Genomic DNA, 18,486 nt, shown 5'->3' with positions numbered 1-18,486 from the left:
GGAGGATTTATGCTGATTTCATCTCTTGATCCAAGTACGCTTACACGAGAACAGATGACACGTTTGTTATTTATTAACCTGGTGGATGATGGAAAGAACGGAGATTGCATCTTTGTCTTTGGCGGGAGAAGTTTGAGCCGGATTAAAAAAGCAGGAGAATTATTCTTAGCGAATAGAGCTCCTTATATCGTGGTTTCTGGTTCAGCTGCGAGATGGGAGAATAAAACAACAACAGAAGCTGCATGGATGAAAGAGCACTTAATAGAAATGGGAGTACCTGAAGAAAAGATACTTTTAGAAGAGGAAGCAGAGAACACGACGGAAAACGTAGTAGCCTCTGCATTCATACTGCAACGGAATTTTGGGTTGCATACCATCAACAGAATCCTGGTCGTAAGCTCGCCATTCCACATGAAACGGTGCTCCCTAACGTTACAAACGTATATGCCTAGCTGGATTAACTACACGTATTGTCCAGATGATAGAACCTTCGGGCAAAAAGATACCTGGTGGAAAGATCCGGTGGAAGAGAAAAAAGTATTAAAGGAAGTACCGTCATTAATCCGCTATGTAAAAGAAGGAATTCTGATGGATATGGATATTGGTGAATTATAAGTAAAAGAAAAGCCTAAATGATCTTTTAGAGCATTTCTTCCTGAAGGGAGATGCTCTTTTTTGTGAAGTGACCAAAATGTAATATCGTTCCTTCTAATTGCTGCAATCTTAGCCCTGACGTTTGGATCGTCGTAAAAACGTGTGGATGACATTCAGTTTAGCACTATGGACCATTCTAGCTGCAATCGCATCTGTGTATGGGCTTAGTGTTTTAGATATGATTTGACTTGACTTGAACCTTTGAGGTTTAAGTTTTTCTTTTTGCCGTTTTGCTAATCTAAAGTAAAAATATATAGGCAATCATTCACTTAAATATTTATTAAATGTTTACAAGATATCGACCTTTTCTACCTTTTATCGGTTATAAGCCCAGCTAGAATGTGCATTATTATCAATTCCATACCTTAAAGAACATTCAACGTAACTCCTATAAAAGCTTTACAAAAACCTTGTATGCTTTTTTTGAATACATAACTAGGAGGGAAACAAGTTGAAAAAAGTAGTTAAACCGGTTGTATTTGCGGCAACGATCACGATGTTGGCAAGCAGTTTGATGATGGGAACCTCAAATGTCTCTGCGATGGAAAAAGCAAATCAGGCAACAGAAGTGGATCTAGAGGTAATGACGTATAACTTAAGGTACTTAAATACGAGTGATCCTTCCCCTCATACTTGGGCAGAACGAGTACCTGCTATCAAAAGACTGATCGATAAAGAGCAGCCTGACATTATGGGCACGCAAGAAGTGTTATATCCACAGCTTCAGGATCTTGAGGAAGTCTTACCGAATTATGATTATATCGGTTTAGGTCGTGAAGGTGGAAGTAAAGGTGAATATTCCGCTATCTTCTACAACAAAAATCGCTACTCGCCACTAGAGTTTGACCACTTTTGGCTATCCGATACACCTGATGTGATCGGTTCGATGACTTGGGGGAATAGAATTCCTCGCATGGTAACATGGGCGAAATTTTTTGATAAAAAGACCAACCAGGAATTTTATGCAGTTAATACACACTTTGATCATCAATCTGTCAATGCAAGAGAAAAGAGTGCTGAATTAATCCTGGAAAAAATAAAAGATTTTGATCCCGAGCTGCCTGTGTTGTTAACCGGAGATTTTAATACGGCCCCTGACAGCACACCTTACCAAACTCTTACTAGCTTAGGAGCGTTTCATGATCTGTGGGAAACGGCAGATGTAAGATACAACGAACATCTTGGAACGTTTAATGGATTTCATGATCCGACAGGCGGAGGTCCCACAAGAAGAATTGACTGGGTGATGGGTAAAGGAAACGTAGAAGCACATTCAATCGAGATCATCGACGAATCTAAAAATGGACAGTTCCCAAGTGATCATTATCCGGTCATTTCAGATGTGACATTATCTTACAATTAATAGAATGAAAGGAAAAAGTCTTAATCAAAAAGGGTTAAGGCTTTTTTTTTTTGGTTTTATAAGTGTTGTAGAATAATGTCGATAAAAAATAATTGAAAATTCGAAAAAGTAATTCTGATTTCGGATTTTGCGTGTTATACTAAATTAACTGGTAATGACGTCATTACTTTTAATCGTGGTAAGGGGGGATATTCGTTTAGGTCCATGCATTTTTTTACAAATCAACTGGTAATTACATCATGATGACTTAAATTCATAATTATCCTAATTGAGAAAGAAGGGGACTGAATGAAAAAAAATCTTTCCATTTTAATGATCGTAATAATGGGTTTATTAGTCTTAGCAGGTTGTAGTGATACAGCAGGTAGTTCCAAAGATGGAAAAGTTGAGATCAGTTATGGATTTTGGGACAAAAAGCAGGTACCCGCCATTGAAGAAGCTATTAAGAAATTTAACGAGAAACATCCTAATATTAAAGTGAAAACAGAACTTATTCCTTATGGGCAATACTTTCAAAAACTTGAAACAGCTGCGACAGGCGGTGCACTGCCAGACGTTCTTTGGATGAATGGGGCCCATGTTGTTCAATATGCAGAAGGAAAAGTGATAGAGCCCTTAAGTGAGCATGCAAAAAAGGACAACTACAGCTTAGAAAATTATCCGAAATCTCTAATTGATCTTTATACGGTTGATGGTAAAGTTTACGGGATACCTAAAGACTACGATACGACTGGTTTGTGGTATAACAAGAAAATATTTGATGATGCAGGCGTTCCGTATCCAGATGAAAACTGGGACTGGGCAAAGTTAAAGGAAACAGCTGAAAAATTAACCAATAAGGAAAAGGGAATATGGGGATTTGCCGCTGTAATGGGGAACCAGGGCGGATACTATGATTTTATTTGGCAGAATAAAGGTTACATTGTATCAGAAGATGGAAAGTCTGTAGGTTTTGATAAACCGGAAGCTGTTGAAGCATTAAAATATAATATTAGTTTTATAGAAGAAGGGTTGTCTCCGACACAAGCGCAAATGGCGGAGACTGCTGCGGGAGACTTATTCTCTTCCGGAAAGATTGCCATGATGTTTGACGGACCGTGGATGGTACCTGAATACAAAAAGAACAAAGATTTAGATGTAACGGTTGTTCCTAAAGGGGAGCAGAGAGCAGTGTCCATACATGGCTTATCCAACGTTATTTCAGCACATTCAAAACAAAAAGAAGCTGCATGGGAATTTGTGAAATTTCTAGGATCTAAAGAAGTAGCAGAAATTTATGCTAAAACAGGTACAGTCATTCCTGCATATAACGGAACACAAGAAGCTTGGTTAAAGTCTGTTCCAACACTTAACTTACAAGCGTTTATTGATGGGGCTGAATACGCATATCCGCTACCAAGCGCCAAGAATACGGGAGCAATTTGGCAGCATGAAACAGATATCCTTAAAAAGGCATGGTCTGGTGAGGAAAGTGTAGAAGAAGCTGTAAAAGAATTATCAAAGAAAGCTGAAGAAGAATTAAAATAATGGGAGAACTTCAGTGAGGAGAAGCAATCCTTCTCCTCCTTAGAAAGGAGGAGAAAATTTTGAAACCGCTTCCTTTACAAGTTGAAACAAAGAGCCCTTTTAAGGTTAATTCTTTAATTAAAACCAAGAAATTTTCGGATTATCTTTGGGGATATGTAATGATTGCACCTACAATGTTTGGACTTGCTATTTTTTATCTATGGCCGATCCTCCAAACCATATATTTCAGTTTTACAGAATGGGGTTCTTTTGGAACCTTTCAATGGATTGGGCTTGAAAACTATAAGCTCATGTTTAATGACAGTGATCTGTTTCAATCTATTAAAAACACGACTATTTATATTATATTTACCGTACCGATCGGGATATTTATTTCTATTATTATTGCGGTGCTCTTAAATCAAAACATAAAAGGAAAATCGATATACAGAACGCTATATTTTTTACCGGTGATTACCATGCCCGCAGCTATAGCTATGGTATGGAAATGGCTTTATAACGGGGATTATGGACTATTAAACTATGTTTTATCATTAATAGGAATAAAGGGACCTAACTGGGTAACTAATCCTGATATTGCTCTGTTCTCCGTAATGGTGGTAGCAATTTGGAGTGGTATAGGCTACAACATGGTTATCTTTTTATCAGGGCTGCAGGGAATTCCAAGTACCTACTATGAAGCGGCGAGGATTGATGGAGCGGGCCCAATACGTATGTTTTTCAAGATAACCCTTCCTTTGTTATCCCCTGTTATCTTTTTCGTATCCATTATGTCTATGATAGGCGCCTTTCAAGTATTTGACCTTATCTTTATGATGATTAGCAAAAGCAGTACGGCACTTGAAAATACTCAATCTATCGTGTATTTGTTTTATCAGCATGCGTTCATCTTAAATAATAAAGGATATGCTGCTGCTATCGCTGTACTCTTACTAATTGTTATCTTAATCATCACAGCGATTCAAATGATCCTGCAGAAAAAGTGGGTCCATTACGAATAAAAAGGAGGAATGAAGATGGAGAAATCTGTCCAATCAATGAAACGTAAATCACTTCTCATTCATTTCATCCTTATATTAGGCTCTATTGCAATGATTATTCCTTTTATTTGGATGATTTTAACTTCTTTAAAGACATATGCAGAGTCTGTTCAAGTTCCTCCTGTTATTATGCCAAGTGACTTTCAATGGAGTAATTATAAAGAAGTGTTTGTCTTGCTTCCTTTTTTTGAATTTATGTTTAATACATTTATTGTTACAGTTCTTCGTACAGCAGGTCAGTTATTCTTATGCTCTTTGGCTGCCTATGCTTTTGCACGTATTCACTTTCCAGGAAGAAATGTCTTTTTTATCATTACACTATCAGTGTTAATGGTCCCAGGGCAGGTCTTTCTATTGCCACAATATATGATCATGGTTAAATTAGGCTGGCTAAACACCTTACAAGCAATCATTGTGCCGGGTTTATTTAGTGCTTTCGGTACTTTCTTGCTGAGACAATTTTTTATGGGGCTTCCTAAAGAATTAGAAGAAGCCGCTAGATTAGATGGCTGTAATCATTTCCAAATATTTTGGAAAATTATGCTTCCATTAGCGAAACCGGGTTTAATTGCTTTAGGAATATTTACTACACTTTGGTCTTGGAATGAGTTAATGTGGCCCATGATTGTCAACAGTTCGCCAGAGGCAATGACACTTTCAGTTGGGTTGTCTTCCTTACAAGGACAGTATGCAACAAATTATCCGATTCTCATGGCAGGTTCTTTCTTAGCTGTTCTTCCAATGCTAGTCATATTCTTCATCTTGCAAAAGCAGTTTATAGAAGGGATAGCAATTTCAGGGGGCAAATAATGAATTTTAAGGAGGAATCAAGCATGAAAGCAGCAATGATTGGAGCTGGAAGCAGAGGGTATTATGCTTATGGTTCATACGCTGTACGATATCCGCATGAAATACAGTTTATAGCAATAGCAGAACCAAATAAGGAGAAACGAGAAAAATTTGCAGAGCTTCATAGTATTCCAGAAGAAATGAGGTTTGAAGACTGGTCAGAACTACTATCCCAAAACCGTCTATGTGAAGCCGTTCTAATTTGCAGTCCTGATCGTGACCATTTCAATCCTGTTATGAAAGCGATTGAAAAGGGGTATCATATATTACTTGAAAAACCCATGTCTCCCTCTCCACTAGAAACTTTAGAAATCGCAGAGAAAGCAGAGAAACATAATACCTTATTAAGTGTTTGCCATGTTATGAGGTATGCTCCATTCTACCAATCACTTAAAGAATTAATAGATAAACAAGTAATAGGAGATATCATTTCTATTCAATGGAACGAGAATGTGGGCTATTATCACCATGCACATAGCTTCGTTCGAGGGAATTGGCGAAATGCTTCTGAATCAAGTCCAATGATTCTTCAAAAAAGCTGTCATGATATGGATATGTTAGCCTGGCTGATTGGTAATGAGTGTATAAGTGTTTCTTCATTCGGTGATCTGACCTATTTTAAACAGGAGAACGCTCCTGAAGGTTCAACATACCGTTGTTTAGACGGATGTGAAGTGGAAAAGGAGTGCCCGTATTCTGCTGCTAAATGGTATTTACATGATAGGGATGAATGGCCTGCGAATGTCGTTTCGCCTACACCAACAATGGCAAGCAGATTAAAAGCGCTACAAACAGGACCTTATGGAAGATGCGTTTATAAGTGTGATAATGATGTAGTCGATCATCAAGTAGTAAATCTATTATTTGAAAAAGGTATAACGGTTTCCTTTACCATGACAGCATTCACGAATAAGACCTATCGGAATTTTAAAATAATGGGAACCAAAGGTGAAATTATAGGCAATGATTTGGAAAATCAATTAGATGTTCATTATTTTACAGGCAAAAAAGAAGTCATCTATCCTGAAACCGTAGCAGGTGGACATATGGGTGCTGATACAAGTATCATGCAGGATTTTATTAAGAGCGTTAAACAGGATAACAGAAATACTTTAACATCTGCAAGGAGCTCAGCCATAAGTCATTTGATTGCCTTTGCAGCTGAAGAGTCAAGAGTTACAGGTTTAACGGTTAACCTAAAAGAATATGTTAGCAAATTAAAAGAAACGAAAGAGAAAGCTTAGGCTCTTTCTATTATGACAAGAAGTGGTAATTGTCGAAATTTTATGTATAATTAAACTCATAACTTATAATGACATAGATACCACTAAAGGAGTTAATCATGATAGAAAAAGATAATCGCTTACCTCTTTATTATCAACTCATGGATATTATTATTGAAAAAATAGAGAAAGGTGAACTGGCTGAAAATGATCAAATACCCTCTGAGCGAGAACTGTGTGAATCATATAGAGTAAGCCGTACGACTGTTCGCCAAACTATGCAGGAACTAGAGAAAGAGGGATATATCTATAAAGTGCACGGAAAAGGTACTTTTGTTTCTCCTAAAACTTATAAACAGAGTCTGGTACAATTTTATAGTTTTACAGATGAAATGAAGAAGGCCGGAAAACAACCATCTACAAAGGTTATATCTTTTCAAAAAGTTCCCTGTGACAGTAAAGCAGCTAAAGTAATGAATATAAATGTAGAAGATGAAGTATACAAGATTACTAGATTAAGATTGTCTGATGGAGAGCCTATGATTTATGAAACTTCTTATTTGCCAGTAGAACGGTTTGAAGGTCTTTCCCAATCAGCTCTTGAAAAGAAACCAATGTACGATATTTTCCGTACGGAATACGACGTACATATAACTCGAGCATTAGAGAGTTTTAAAGCAGTCAGTGCATGGAAGACAGAAGCTGAACTCCTTACAATTGAGGAAAAGTCACCATGCCTAATGTTAGAACGAATCACGTATGAAGAAGATTTAGTCATAGAGTATACCGTCTCAATTGCCAGAGGAGATAAATTCACATATACAGTTGAATTGAAATAGATACTTCTGTATCTATTTGTCCTAAGTGGTAATGACAACATTAACAGTTTAGGAGGAACTATCATGCACCTGTTGGGATTAGATGAACTGGAACAGAGAAGGTATGGTGCGATTCATACCTCTAAGGAAATTGCTCAACAACCTGATGTGTGGAAAGAGACGTTCGAGATCTTGAGAAGAGACAGAGATGAGATTATTTCCTTTATTAAGGAAGTAAAAGATAAATATAAACAAATCCGAATCATTTTAACAGGAGCAGGAACATCTGCATTTGTAGGCGAAACGATCATGCCATATTTGAAACAAACGATGAATAATCAAAACATCATCCTAGAGAGCATACCAACGACAGATATTGTTTCAAATCCACATTATTACTTAGATGCTGCTTCTCCTACGATTATGATTTCTTTTGCACGCTCCGGGAACAGTCCGGAAAGTTTGGCTGCTATTCATTTAGCTGAGCAGATCATTAAACATTTTTATGGAATTATTCTTACATGCAACAAAGACGGATTATTGGCCCTGGGCAAAAGAAATGATAAAAAGCACCGAGTAATCACAATGCCCCAAGAAGCAAATGATCAAGCATTTGCCATGACAAGCAGCTTCACATCAATGCTTTTATCAACGTTGGTTCTTTTTCATACAGAGCCTATACAAGAGGTTGAGAAGATACTTGATGATGTTATTTATTCTAGCCATCAGATTCTTAAAAATGATGTTAAGAGGATTAAAGAGCTTGCTAAAAGTGACTTTTCTAAAGTTGTTTATTTAGGGTCAGGCATATTCCAAGGACTTGCAAGAGAGTCCGCTTTAAAATTATTAGAACTGACTAGCGGAAAGGTTTCGGTTTCTTATGAAACATCGTTAGGATTTAGACATGGTCCAAAATCAATATTAGATAAAGAGACAATGATCTTTATCTACCTATCTTGTCACCCATACACAAAGCAATATGACCTGGATATATTAAAGGAACTTTATTACGAGCAAAATCGAGGAAGGATCATTGTGATTTCTTCCCAACAGGATGAGGTTGCTAAGAAACATTGCGATCTATTTTTTAATATTAATCTTCAAAATGCAAAAGAGGATCTTTATTTAACTTTTCCATATATTTTATATGCTCAAATCTTTGCGATGCTTAGGTCTATCCATCTAGGAATATCCCCTGATAATCCCTCTCCTTTAGGGGTTGTTAATCGGGTTGTTGAAGGAGTTTCTATCTATCCTTTTGTTGATAAAAGCAAAGAAGGAGGAGTGGTGAAATGATAACCTCAAAGCGTTCCATTTTATTAAATGCGCAGGCGAATGGTTATGCAGTTCCAGCCTTTAACATTCATAACCTTGAAACATTAAAAGCAGTGTTGGAAACAGCTGCCGACCTCCGTTCTCCAGTCATCATCGCAGCCACTCCCAGCACCGTTCGTTATATCGGTGAACATTATCTGATCGGCATGATGGAAGCCACTCAAAAGCAGTTTGATATTCCGGTTTGTTTTCACTTAGATCATCATGAGCGGCTAGAAAATATAAAGGAACTTATAGACCTTGGCATTCACTCTGTAATGATTGATGCATCACATTATGAGTTTGAAGAGAATATCAAGATTGTGAGTGAAATCGTAGAATATGCGGAAAAAAGTGGCGTAGCTGTTGAGGCAGAATTAGGGCGCCTTAGTGGTATAGAAGATGATATGGTGGTAGATGAAAAAGACAAAATGTATACGGATCCATATCAAGCAAAAGAGTTTGTCGTTCGGACTGGTGTAGACTCTCTAGCTGTTGCTATAGGGACTGCACATGGTCTTTACAAAGGGAAACCAAATGTGGATATAAACCGTTTAGCAGCGATACAGAAAGAAGTAGAAGTACCTCTTGTCCTGCATGGTGGATCAGGGCTTTCTGATGATTTAGTACAAGAAACAATTAGACTGGGAATTTGTAAGGTGAACATTGCAACGGAATTAAAAATCGCCTTTGCTCAAGGACTTAGAGCCTATTTAAAAGAAAATCCTGAAGTAAATGATCCTCGTTATTATTTTAAGGACGCCATAGCTAATATGAAACGAGTAGTTAGCGACAAGATCAAAATGTGTGGAAGCATGAATAGAGGGTAAGGCTGTGATTGCAACCATTACGTGTAATCCAGCCATTGATATCACATATTCTTTATCTAATTTTCAATTGAATCAAGTAAATCGTGTTCAGGCAATGGATAGATCAGCTGGTGGTAAAGGGCTGAATGTATCAAGAGTGTTATCCCAGCTTGGTCATGATGTAATCTGTTCTGGCTTTCTAGGAGGCAGAAACGGGGAATGGATCGCAAACCAGCTCACTCAGTTTAGACTCATGAATCTTTTTGTTCCCATTCAGGAAGAAACAAGAACTTGTCATGCAATTCTTTCAGAAGGTACCTATACGGAAATTTTGGAAAAAGGCCCAATCGTTACAGAACATGAGCAAGAGGAATTTCTCGTGAGGTTCGACTCTCTAGTAGAAACGGTAAGCTTTATCATTCTATCCGGCAGTCTTCCGAGCAGAGTCAAACCAGACTTTTATTCAATCTTAATTAAAAAAGCCAAAGACAGAGGTAAATTTTGCTTCGTCGATACAAGTGCAAAAACACTAGCTGAAGTGATCAAAAGTAAACCATTCTTAATTAAACCCAATAAAGAAGAATTGAAAGAGCTAAGTGGGAAAAACTGTATAAGTGATCTGGTGGATTACGCCAAAAATATTTGTGAAGATGGAACTCGTTATGTTCTGCTTTCGTTGGGAAAAGAAGGTGCGTTACTGATAAGCAATTCTGAGGTGCTTAGAGCATACGTGCCGACTATTAAAGAGGTAAACCCAGTAGGTTCAGGTGACAGTATGCTGGCAGGATTTACTCATGCCTACCAGAAAAATTATACATTAATTGAAGCATTAAAATGGTCTTGTGCATGTGGGATTTCAAACGCTCTTTCGGAACGAACGGGGTGTATTGATCTATCTCAAGTCAAGGACCTTACTAACAAGATAACCGTTACACAATACAAGGGGATATAAGATGAGCAACGTGATTTGTTTTGATATTGGAGGAACATTTATTAAGTATGGTGTAATTAACCAGGATGGAAGTTTATGCTTTAAGGATAAAACACCAACTCCGAAAAAAGACATTCAACAAATTTTACCTATGATTATCATGGAAAAACTTGATGCCCTTCAAAGAGAATGGTCCATTTCTGCAATCAGTATTTCATCCTGTGGTCTAGTTGATCGAGAGGCAGGAATCGTCTTGTATTCTAATAATATTCCTGGCTATACAGGAATGAATTTTAAAGAAGCATTGTCTCCTCTAACCAATCTGCCGATTTTCGTTGAAAATGATGTTAAATGCGGCTGCATGGGAGAAATGTGGAAGGGTGCTTTACAAGGAAAAAAGGATGCCGTTTTTCTAACATTAGGTACAGGGATTGGTGGAACAATACTAGTAAACGGCAAAATTCTTAATGGAAGTTCAAACCTTGCTGGGGAATTAGGACATACTGTAATTGTTAACAATGGGAGGTCCTGTAGCTGTGGAAGGAAGGGCTGCTTTGAAAGATACGCCTCCACTTCTGCATTGGTACAGGATTATATCAGAGAAATGAGGAGACGCGGTTTTCCTGTTAATTCAATCTCTGGTGAAGAAATAGTACAGCTGGTTTATAAGCAAGAGCCTGGTGCATTAAAGGTATATCTTAAATTTGTTCATTACCTGAGTCAGGGCTTAGCTAATATCATTCACCTGCTTAATCCAGAGTCTATCATTATAGGTGGAGGAATAGCTGAACAAAACGAACAACTCATTCAGGATGTTAATAAAGAAATTGAAAAAGAAGCAATGAGTATGTATTTAAATAATAATATAATTTCATCAGCTGTTTTAGGAAACCAAGCAGGTTTATTTGGTGCATGTTATAACGCACTTGTGAGATTAAATGTACAAGTAAATTCAACTACTTAAAAACTTAGTGGCCATAAAGACCAAGCTCTAATGCTTGGTCTTTGTAATAGAGTGAAAAATAGAGGTATAATTTACCTTATAAACTGGTATAGACAACTAGTTGTGCAGATGTTAACATTACTTCGAAGAATGAAAGGATGAGCAATCATGAAAACGCTTTTAAAAGATGTTCAACTATTTTTACCGGATAAAACGATAGATTGTGGATTTCTTCTCATTAACGACGGAATCATTGAAGAGCTTGGCTATTCTAAGGATTGCCCTGTAATTGATGAATCATACAAAGTGATCCAGCTTTCACCTGATCAGGCTGTTATTCCTGGATTCATTGATCTTCACATTCACGGTTCAAGTGGTGCAGATACGATGGATGCGACGGCAGAGGCGTTGCAAACAATCGCAGCAGCCATGCCGAAAGAAGGAACAACATCATTCCTGGCTACCACCATGACAACGCATAAAAGTGACATCCAAAAGGCGCTCGAGAATGCAGCTTCATACGTAGCGCAGCACAATCACCCAGGAAAAGCCGAGGTGCTTGGTATACATCTGGAAGGGCCGTTTATTTCTCCTAAGAGAATAGGTGCACAGCATCCTGACTTTGTGGTAAGCCCTAGCATCGATCAATTCAAGGAATGGCAAAGATGTGCAAATGGGAATATTAAGTTAGTCACAATTGCTCCTGAACAGCCAGGCGGTATGGAATTGGTACGTTTTCTTACAGAAGAGGGCGTGGTGAGTTCGATCGGTCACTCTGACGCAACCTATGAACAGGTTGTCCAGGCCATTGAAGCAGGACTTTCCCATGCCACACACCTTTATAACGGGATGAGACCCCTACATCATAGAGAACCGGGAGTAGTTGGAGCCGTATTTTTACATGATGAGATCAAGAGCGAGATCATTGTTGATGGTGTCCATTCCCGTCCAGAGATGGTTCGTCTAGCCTATCGGAATAAGGGTAAGGAAGGACTCATCTTGATTACAGATGCGATGAGAGCACAATGTTTAGGGAATGGTGAATATGACCTTGGCGGACAGAACGTAACCGTTAAAGGCAAGTCAGCACAGCTTGCTGATGGCACTCTTGCAGGCAGCATTGTTACGCTGCAAGAAGCTGCAAAGAATATGATGGACTTTACCTCATGTGGGATAAGAGAAATAATTCAGATGGCTAGCGTTAATCCTGCTAAACAAATAAACGTATTTGACAGAAAAGGCAGTATTGAAAAAGGGAAAGACGCTGATCTCGTCATATGGGGTCAAGATGGCATTGAAATGACATTCTGTCGGGGCGAACTCGCGTATCAACGATAGGAGGCGTATAGAAATGAAACTTATTAAAGTAAAAAATTATGAAGAGTTAAGCAAAAAGGCATCAGCATTTATTGTAGAAACGGTTAATCAAAAACCGAATGCTGTGATCGGGATGGCGACCGGGAGTACAGCAGAAGGAACGTATGAATATCTTGTGAAAGCATTCCAAAACGATGAGGTTAGTTTTACGGAAGCACACTCTGTAAACCTGGACGAATATGTAGGTCTAAGCCCTGAAAATGATCAAAGCTATCATGCGTATATGGATCATCATTTGTTCAAACACATCGATATGCCTGCTGAAAATCATTTTATCCCTGATGGAGAGGCAAACGATTTACAGGACGAATGTGTAAGGTATGAATCACGAATCGAAGAACTAGGTGGAGTAGACCTTCAGCTATTGGGTCTTGGACATAACGGCCATATTGGTTTCAACGAGCCAGGTACATCTTTTCAATCAAAAACACAGGTAGTAGATTTAGCAGAATCCACTAGAAAAGCCAATGCCAGATTCTTTGAAGTCATGGAAGAGGTTCCGGATCAAGCGATCACGATGGGAATCGCAACGATTCTAAAAAGCAAACGAATTCTGTTGCTCGTCTCCGGTAAGGGAAAAGCGGAAATTCTAAACAAATTGCTTGAATCTGAGCAGACAGAATCGATTCCTGCTACAGCTCTTAAAGAACATCATGATGTAACGATCATCGCGGACGCTGATGCCCTTTCTTTATTTGAAAAGAATCACAACGGGGAGCTGAAAAATTGTGTTGTTTGAAGTAGATAAAGACTCTCTGTTGCCGATCTATTTTCAAATTGAAGAAGGATTAAAGAGTCTGATCTCTTCTGGAGAATTACAGCCAGGCGAGATGATCCCATCAGAACGCGAGCTTTGTGACCGTTATGATGTGAGCCGCATGACGGTCAGGCAAGCGATCAACAACCTGGTGAATGATGGCTTTCTCATCAGAAAAAGAGGCAAAGGTACGTTTGTAGGAATGGGGAAAATCGAGCAAGGCCTTAAAGGGCTTACAAGTTTTACAGAAGATATGAAGGCAAGGGGAATGAATCCAACATCTATCCTGCTTGATTTCAGGGAGATTAAAGCAACAGCTGCACTTTCCGCAAAGCTGCAAATCCATGAAAATGAATGGCTGATTGAAATGCAGAGGATCCGTATAGCGGACGATATCCCGATGGCTTATGAAAGTGTCTATCTGCCGAAGGAGCTCGTTCCTGAGCTGACGAAAGAAATCGCATCACAGTCCCTGTACGACTATATCGAAAAAGAGAAGAAGTTAGCTATTGCGCATGCCGATCAATCTTTAGAGGCATCCGTTGCGAAGCAGAAGGAAGCGGAGATTTTGCAGATAGACGAAGGGGCTCCTGTTCTGGCGATTGAAAGGACAACCTTTTTAACAACAGGAAAGCCGCTTGAATTCGTACGATCCATCTATCGCGGGGACCGATACAAGTTCAAGATAGAGTTGGTGAGATCGTAATGTCAGACAAGCAAACAGAAGCAATAAATTCACGTACCGTAGATATTGATGAACGATCAACACATGAGATGATTTCTCTGATGCTTAAAGAGGATGAACAGATCGTTTCAGGAATTGCCCCCGTCATTCCATCGATAGCAGCTGCAGTTGACCAGATCTATAGAAGATGGGTTCGTGGGGGAAGAGTTTTTGTAGTGGGTGCAGGCACGAGCGGGCGTATCGGGATGCTGGACGCGGTTGAATTGGGACCGACGTTTTCCGTCGATCCAAATCGGTGGATCGCGATCATCGCAGGAGGTAAGGAAGCGATGTATCAGCCGCTCGAAGAAAATGAAGATGATACGAAGAAGGTCAGAGAAGAGTTAGCCGGATACGACCTCACTGACGTAGACACCATCATCGGAATCACAGCCAGCGGTAGCACGCCGTTTGTCATGTCTGCTATAGAGCTTGGAAACGATAAAGACGCTTTCACCGTATCCATTTCAAATAATGAAAAAACACCTGTGTCAGCGATCAGCCGGGTTCCGATCGAAGCCGTAACAGGGCCAGAAGTTATCAGGGGTTCTACCCGATTAAAAGCAGGGACAGCCCAAAAGATGATACTCAACATGATCTCAACAGGTGTCATGATCAAGGCTGGAAAAGTCTATCAAAACGAGATGGTAGATATGAAGCTGATCAATAAAAAGCTTGAAAAGCGAGCAGTCAGTATGATCAGCAAGCTGGCTGACATCGATGAAACGAAAGCTCAAGATCTGTTGGGTGACAACGAGAACAACCTGAAACAAGCATTATTTGTATCTCTTACCGAAAGCACGAAAGAGGAAGCTGTTTATTTCTTAGAAAAGGCTGAACAGCATCTGAAAAAAGCAATTCAACTGTACTATCAAAATCAGAAGTAAAAGGAGTTTTGAACATGTTAGGATTCTTACAACGTATCGGTAAAGCACTGATGCTGCCAATCGCCGTTCTTCCGGCAGCAGCGCTACTACTTCGCCTTGGACAAAAAGATTTATTGGACATTCCATTCATAGCAGCAGCTGGAGACGCTATATTTGCCAATCTGGCGCTATTGTTTGCCATCGGGATCGCGATCGGACTCGCAAAAGACAATAACGGGGCAGCCGGATTAGCCGGAGCGATCGGTTATCTCGTTCTGACAAAGGGAACGGTTGCCATTGATAAAGACATCAACATGGCGATCCTTGGCGGGATCATCGCCGGGATTGTGGCTGGACTTTTATACAACCGCTTTCATGACATCAAGCTTCCGGAATGGTTAGGTTTCTTTGCTGGAAGACGTTTCGTTCCGATTATCACATCACTCGTTATGTTAATCCTGGCAGGTGCTTTCGGATTCATTTGGCCTCCGATTCAAGAAGGAATCAATAACTTGGGTCAATGGATTACAGGAGCGGGAGCAGTTGGAGCAGGGATCTATGGCTTCTTAAACCGTATGTTAATTCCACTTGGGCTTCATCACGTATTAAACAGTTTAGTATGGTTCGTATTTGGTGAGTATAACGGGGCAACAGGAGACCTTAACCGCTTCTTCGCTGGTGACCCAACTGCCGGAACCTTCATGACTGGTTTCTTCCCGGTGATGATGTTTGGTATTCCAGCTGCAGCGATCGCGATGATTGCTGCTGCTAAGAAAGAGAAAAGAAAAACTGTTTCAGGGATGCTGATCGGATTAGGATTTACTTCTTTCCTAACAGGAATCACAGAACCAATCGAGTTTCTTTTCATGTTCATCGCGCCGGTTCTTTACGGAATTCATGCGGTCTTAACCGGAATTTCCTTAGCTCTTACAACTGCGCTTGGTATTCATCATGGATTCGGCTTCTCTGCTGGTGCACTTGATTACTTCCTTAACTTTGGAATCGCTCAAAAACCGGGATTATTAGCAGTAGTTGGACTTGGTTATGCTATTATTTACTTTGTTATTTTCTACTTTGTTATCAAGAAGTTCGATATTAAAACACCAGGTCGTGAAGATGATTCTGCTGGTATAACGGCTGATGCGAATGAAGAGGGAAATAAAGATGGATTAGCTGCTCAATACATGAGTGCGTTAGGCGGAAAAGAAAACCTGATCGACATCGATAACTGTGTAACGCGTCTTCGTCTGAAAGTGAAAGATACAAAAGAGGTTGACGAGGCAGAGTTAAAACGACTGGGAGCAAGAGGCGTCATCAAGCTGAACAACACCGATCTTCAAGTAGTCGTAGGGACACAGGTAGAGAGCTTGGCGAATGATTTGAAGAAGCTATAAATATATAAAAATCGGGGCAATACCCCGATTTTTTTTTATGTATAAAGTTATCCTGCCACGGAGCTCTTGCCCATGTAGCCAAGGGGATATGTATAAGATAGCTAAAGTGAAAAGCACGCTTCGCGCGTGCTTTTTAGTGTTTGTGGAAAAAACAAGCCGTACCTTTCAAGAAAGGAGCATAATTAAGGCGAATAAAGAATAAAGTGAGTAATCACTCATTTTCTGTTGACATTGCGTTTGTCTGGTTGTATAAATAGAATGAGTGAGTAATTACTCACTCATTCTATCGATAGGATTGGCCCAAAAGCAACAATATATAAAATGCCATACTCTCTAATTTCGGAACAATCTACAAAACAAAAAAAGATTAAATAGGAACGTTTTTATGAGTAAACGGAGGGATAAAAAAACATGAATATTTTTAAAAACAAGCTGGTATTGTTATCACCAATCATAGCGTTGGCAATCATATTTATTTTTTCACTGACACTGTTTCCATCGGTCCAACCTCAACCGGAAAATTTGCCCATTGCCGTTGTTAATGAAGATCAAGGAATACAAATACCTGATCAACCCAAGATGAATATGGGGCAAACAATTGTTGAAATGATACAAAACACGTCAAAAAAGGCATCGGATGAAGCCCCCGTTGTAAAATGGATGGAAGTAGGAAGCACGGAAGAAGTACAAATCGGATTAGATAATCAAAAGTACTATGCAGCATTAGTAATTCCAAAAGATTTTAGTGCGAAGCAAGCTACTTTACAGACTCCAACACCTTCTTCACCAGAAGTTCAGATTTATATAAATCAAGGCATGCATACAGCTGCTGCTTCAATGGCTGGACAAATATTGAATGGTGTAGTTGACAACATGAACAACAAAGTTCGTACCCAACTTCTTGATGAATTTGAAAAACAAGGTACACGTTTAACAGCCAATCAGGCGTCCAGCCTAGCAGCCCCTATTGCAAGAAAAATCACAAATGTTAATGAAATCGGTACGAATAGTGCAAACGGCAATGCTCCTGTTTCCTTATTCCAACCATTATGGATGGGAAGTATTGCGAGTGCGGCTATTATCTTTATGGCTGTCAGCAAATTAGCGATTAGAACCCGTCAAGAGAACCTAGCTGCAAAGACAGGACAAATTTTAATAGGTGCTATTGTTGCCCTTGTAGTTGGTTTTGGGTTGACTTGGCTGGCGGATGCGATGGTAGGACTACATATTCCACAATTTGCGGATACAGCACTATTCTTATCTATTACGTGTTTTAGCTTTTTCTTAATGATAACAGCGGTACTTTCGTTGTTAGGCATAAAGGGTATACCTATTTTTGTCTTAATCCTTTTCTTTGGTGCACCATTGCTTGCGTTAGCTCCTGAAATGATGTCTTCTTTTTATAGAGATTGGATTTACTCATGGCTGCCAATGCGATTTATGGTTGAAGGTCTTCGAGAATTGTTCTTCTTCGATAAAGGATTGACCTGGAATTCACCTTTATCTGTCCTTATTTGGATTGGAACTGTGAGCATTTTAATCATACTAGGTTCTGCTTTAAAACGTGATCCATTAAAAGAACTCCCAACTGATAGTAGAGTAATCATTTAATCGTGCCAAAAGTGCAGTTGACCTGATTTCCATGGAAAACCGGATATAGAAACTAGTATGAATCCCTTTGTGGTCACTCAATGAAGGGTTAAAGAGCATAAGGCCACTATTTTTTTATAAAACTATTGAATATTAAGAAGTAGAAACGATCAGATAGGAATCTGGTCGTTTTTGAATTTTATTAACCAATTATGTGCAGTTTCGTTCGTTAAAAGGCTTGGAATTACGGTCCAATAAGGTCCTTTTTCCTATTTATTCATCTACTTCCAAACTTTACAAAAGCCTC

Annotated in this window: 17 protein-coding genes and 1 pseudogene; all 18 read left to right on the top strand. The window is 39.2% G+C overall.

The window, feature by feature from the left end; all coding sequences use genetic code 11:
• The first annotated feature begins 9 nt into the window (after nt 1-9).
• The 18 genes and pseudogenes from IEV52_RS15070 (at nt 10) to IEV52_RS14990 (ending at nt 18,200) form a co-directional block, all read left to right on the top strand.
• On the top strand, nt 10-615 hold the full coding sequence (locus IEV52_RS15070) for a YdcF family protein (protein WP_188403326.1): 606 nt from the start codon (nt 10-12) through the stop codon (nt 613-615).
• Nucleotides 616-711: 96 nt separating this feature from the next.
• Nucleotides 712-841 (top strand): annotated as a pseudogene (locus tag IEV52_RS22375) (small multi-drug export protein); the annotation flags it as partial.
• Between the two features lie 264 nt (nt 842-1,105).
• A complete protein-coding gene (locus IEV52_RS15065; RefSeq protein WP_188403325.1) occupies nt 1,106-2,017 on the top strand; it encodes an endonuclease/exonuclease/phosphatase family protein in 912 nt (303 codons plus the stop codon).
• Nucleotides 2,018-2,305: 288 nt separating this feature from the next.
• Nucleotides 2,306-3,544: an ABC transporter substrate-binding protein gene (locus IEV52_RS15060; RefSeq protein WP_188403324.1), complete on the top strand. Its 1,239-nt coding sequence runs from the start codon at nt 2,306-2,308 to the stop codon at nt 3,542-3,544.
• A gap of 59 nt (nt 3,545-3,603) precedes the next feature.
• Nucleotides 3,604-4,545 (top strand): carbohydrate ABC transporter permease, encoded by a 942-nt coding sequence (locus tag IEV52_RS15055; protein ID WP_229754308.1) that lies wholly within the window; start codon nt 3,604-3,606, stop codon nt 4,543-4,545.
• Nucleotides 4,546-4,560: 15 nt separating this feature from the next.
• Nucleotides 4,561-5,394 carry a carbohydrate ABC transporter permease gene (locus IEV52_RS15050; RefSeq protein WP_188403323.1) on the top strand — a complete coding sequence of 278 codons (834 nt, stop codon included), beginning with the start codon at nt 4,561-4,563 and terminating at the stop codon, nt 5,392-5,394.
• Between the two features lie 23 nt (nt 5,395-5,417).
• Nucleotides 5,418-6,677 carry a Gfo/Idh/MocA family protein gene (locus IEV52_RS15045; protein ID WP_188403322.1) on the top strand — a complete coding sequence of 420 codons (1,260 nt, stop codon included), beginning with the start codon at nt 5,418-5,420 and terminating at the stop codon, nt 6,675-6,677.
• A gap of 98 nt (nt 6,678-6,775) precedes the next feature.
• Nucleotides 6,776-7,495 (top strand): GntR family transcriptional regulator, encoded by a 720-nt coding sequence (locus tag IEV52_RS15040; RefSeq protein WP_188403321.1) that lies wholly within the window; start codon nt 6,776-6,778, stop codon nt 7,493-7,495.
• Nucleotides 7,496-7,558: 63 nt separating this feature from the next.
• Entirely contained in the window at nt 7,559-8,770 is a 1,212-nt protein-coding gene (locus IEV52_RS15035) for an SIS domain-containing protein (RefSeq protein WP_188403320.1), read from the top strand.
• The gene (gatY, locus tag IEV52_RS15030; protein ID WP_188403319.1) at nt 8,767-9,618 is read left to right on the top strand and encodes a tagatose-bisphosphate aldolase subunit GatY; all 852 of its coding nucleotides are present in this window, start codon (nt 8,767-8,769) and stop codon (nt 9,616-9,618) included. The genes IEV52_RS15035 and gatY overlap by 4 nt, the downstream gene beginning before the upstream one ends.
• Nucleotides 9,619-9,622: 4 nt before the next feature.
• The gene (pfkB, locus tag IEV52_RS15025) at nt 9,623-10,549 is read left to right on the top strand and encodes a 1-phosphofructokinase (protein ID WP_188403318.1); all 927 of its coding nucleotides are present in this window, start codon (nt 9,623-9,625) and stop codon (nt 10,547-10,549) included.
• 1 nt (nt 10,550) lies between these two features.
• Entirely contained in the window at nt 10,551-11,492 is a 942-nt protein-coding gene (locus IEV52_RS15020) for an ROK family protein (protein ID WP_188403317.1), read from the top strand.
• A 144-nt stretch (nt 11,493-11,636) separates the two neighbouring features.
• Entirely contained in the window at nt 11,637-12,809 is a 1,173-nt protein-coding gene (gene nagA, locus IEV52_RS15015) for an N-acetylglucosamine-6-phosphate deacetylase (protein ID WP_373869439.1), read from the top strand.
• A gap of 13 nt (nt 12,810-12,822) precedes the next feature.
• Nucleotides 12,823-13,587: a glucosamine-6-phosphate deaminase gene (gene nagB, locus IEV52_RS15010; protein ID WP_188403315.1), complete on the top strand. Its 765-nt coding sequence runs from the start codon at nt 12,823-12,825 to the stop codon at nt 13,585-13,587.
• Nucleotides 13,580-14,311 carry a GntR family transcriptional regulator gene (locus tag IEV52_RS15005; protein WP_229754307.1) on the top strand — a complete coding sequence of 244 codons (732 nt, stop codon included), beginning with the start codon at nt 13,580-13,582 and terminating at the stop codon, nt 14,309-14,311. The genes nagB and IEV52_RS15005 overlap by 8 nt, the downstream gene beginning before the upstream one ends.
• Nucleotides 14,311-15,216, top strand: coding sequence for an N-acetylmuramic acid 6-phosphate etherase (gene murQ, locus IEV52_RS15000; RefSeq protein ID WP_188403314.1), 906 nt, complete (start codon nt 14,311-14,313; stop codon nt 15,214-15,216). Before IEV52_RS15005 ends, murQ begins: the two co-directional genes overlap by 1 nt.
• A 14-nt stretch (nt 15,217-15,230) precedes the next feature.
• Nucleotides 15,231-16,589, top strand: coding sequence for an N-acetylglucosamine-specific PTS transporter subunit IIBC (nagE, locus tag IEV52_RS14995; protein ID WP_188403313.1), 1,359 nt, complete (start codon nt 15,231-15,233; stop codon nt 16,587-16,589).
• Between the two features lie 417 nt (nt 16,590-17,006).
• A complete protein-coding gene (locus IEV52_RS14990; RefSeq protein WP_188403936.1) occupies nt 17,007-18,200 on the top strand; it encodes a YhgE/Pip domain-containing protein in 1,194 nt (397 codons plus the stop codon).
• Nucleotides 18,201-18,486: the final 286 nt, after the last annotated feature.

Origin of the sequence: Fictibacillus barbaricus, from assembly GCF_014635025.1 — a bacterium.
In the GTDB taxonomy this organism is placed as follows: Bacteria; Bacillota; Bacilli; order Bacillales; family Fictibacillaceae; genus Fictibacillus; species Fictibacillus barbaricus.
Note: the sequence above shows the minus strand (reverse complement) of the source record. Positions and strands in the feature narration are given on the sequence as shown.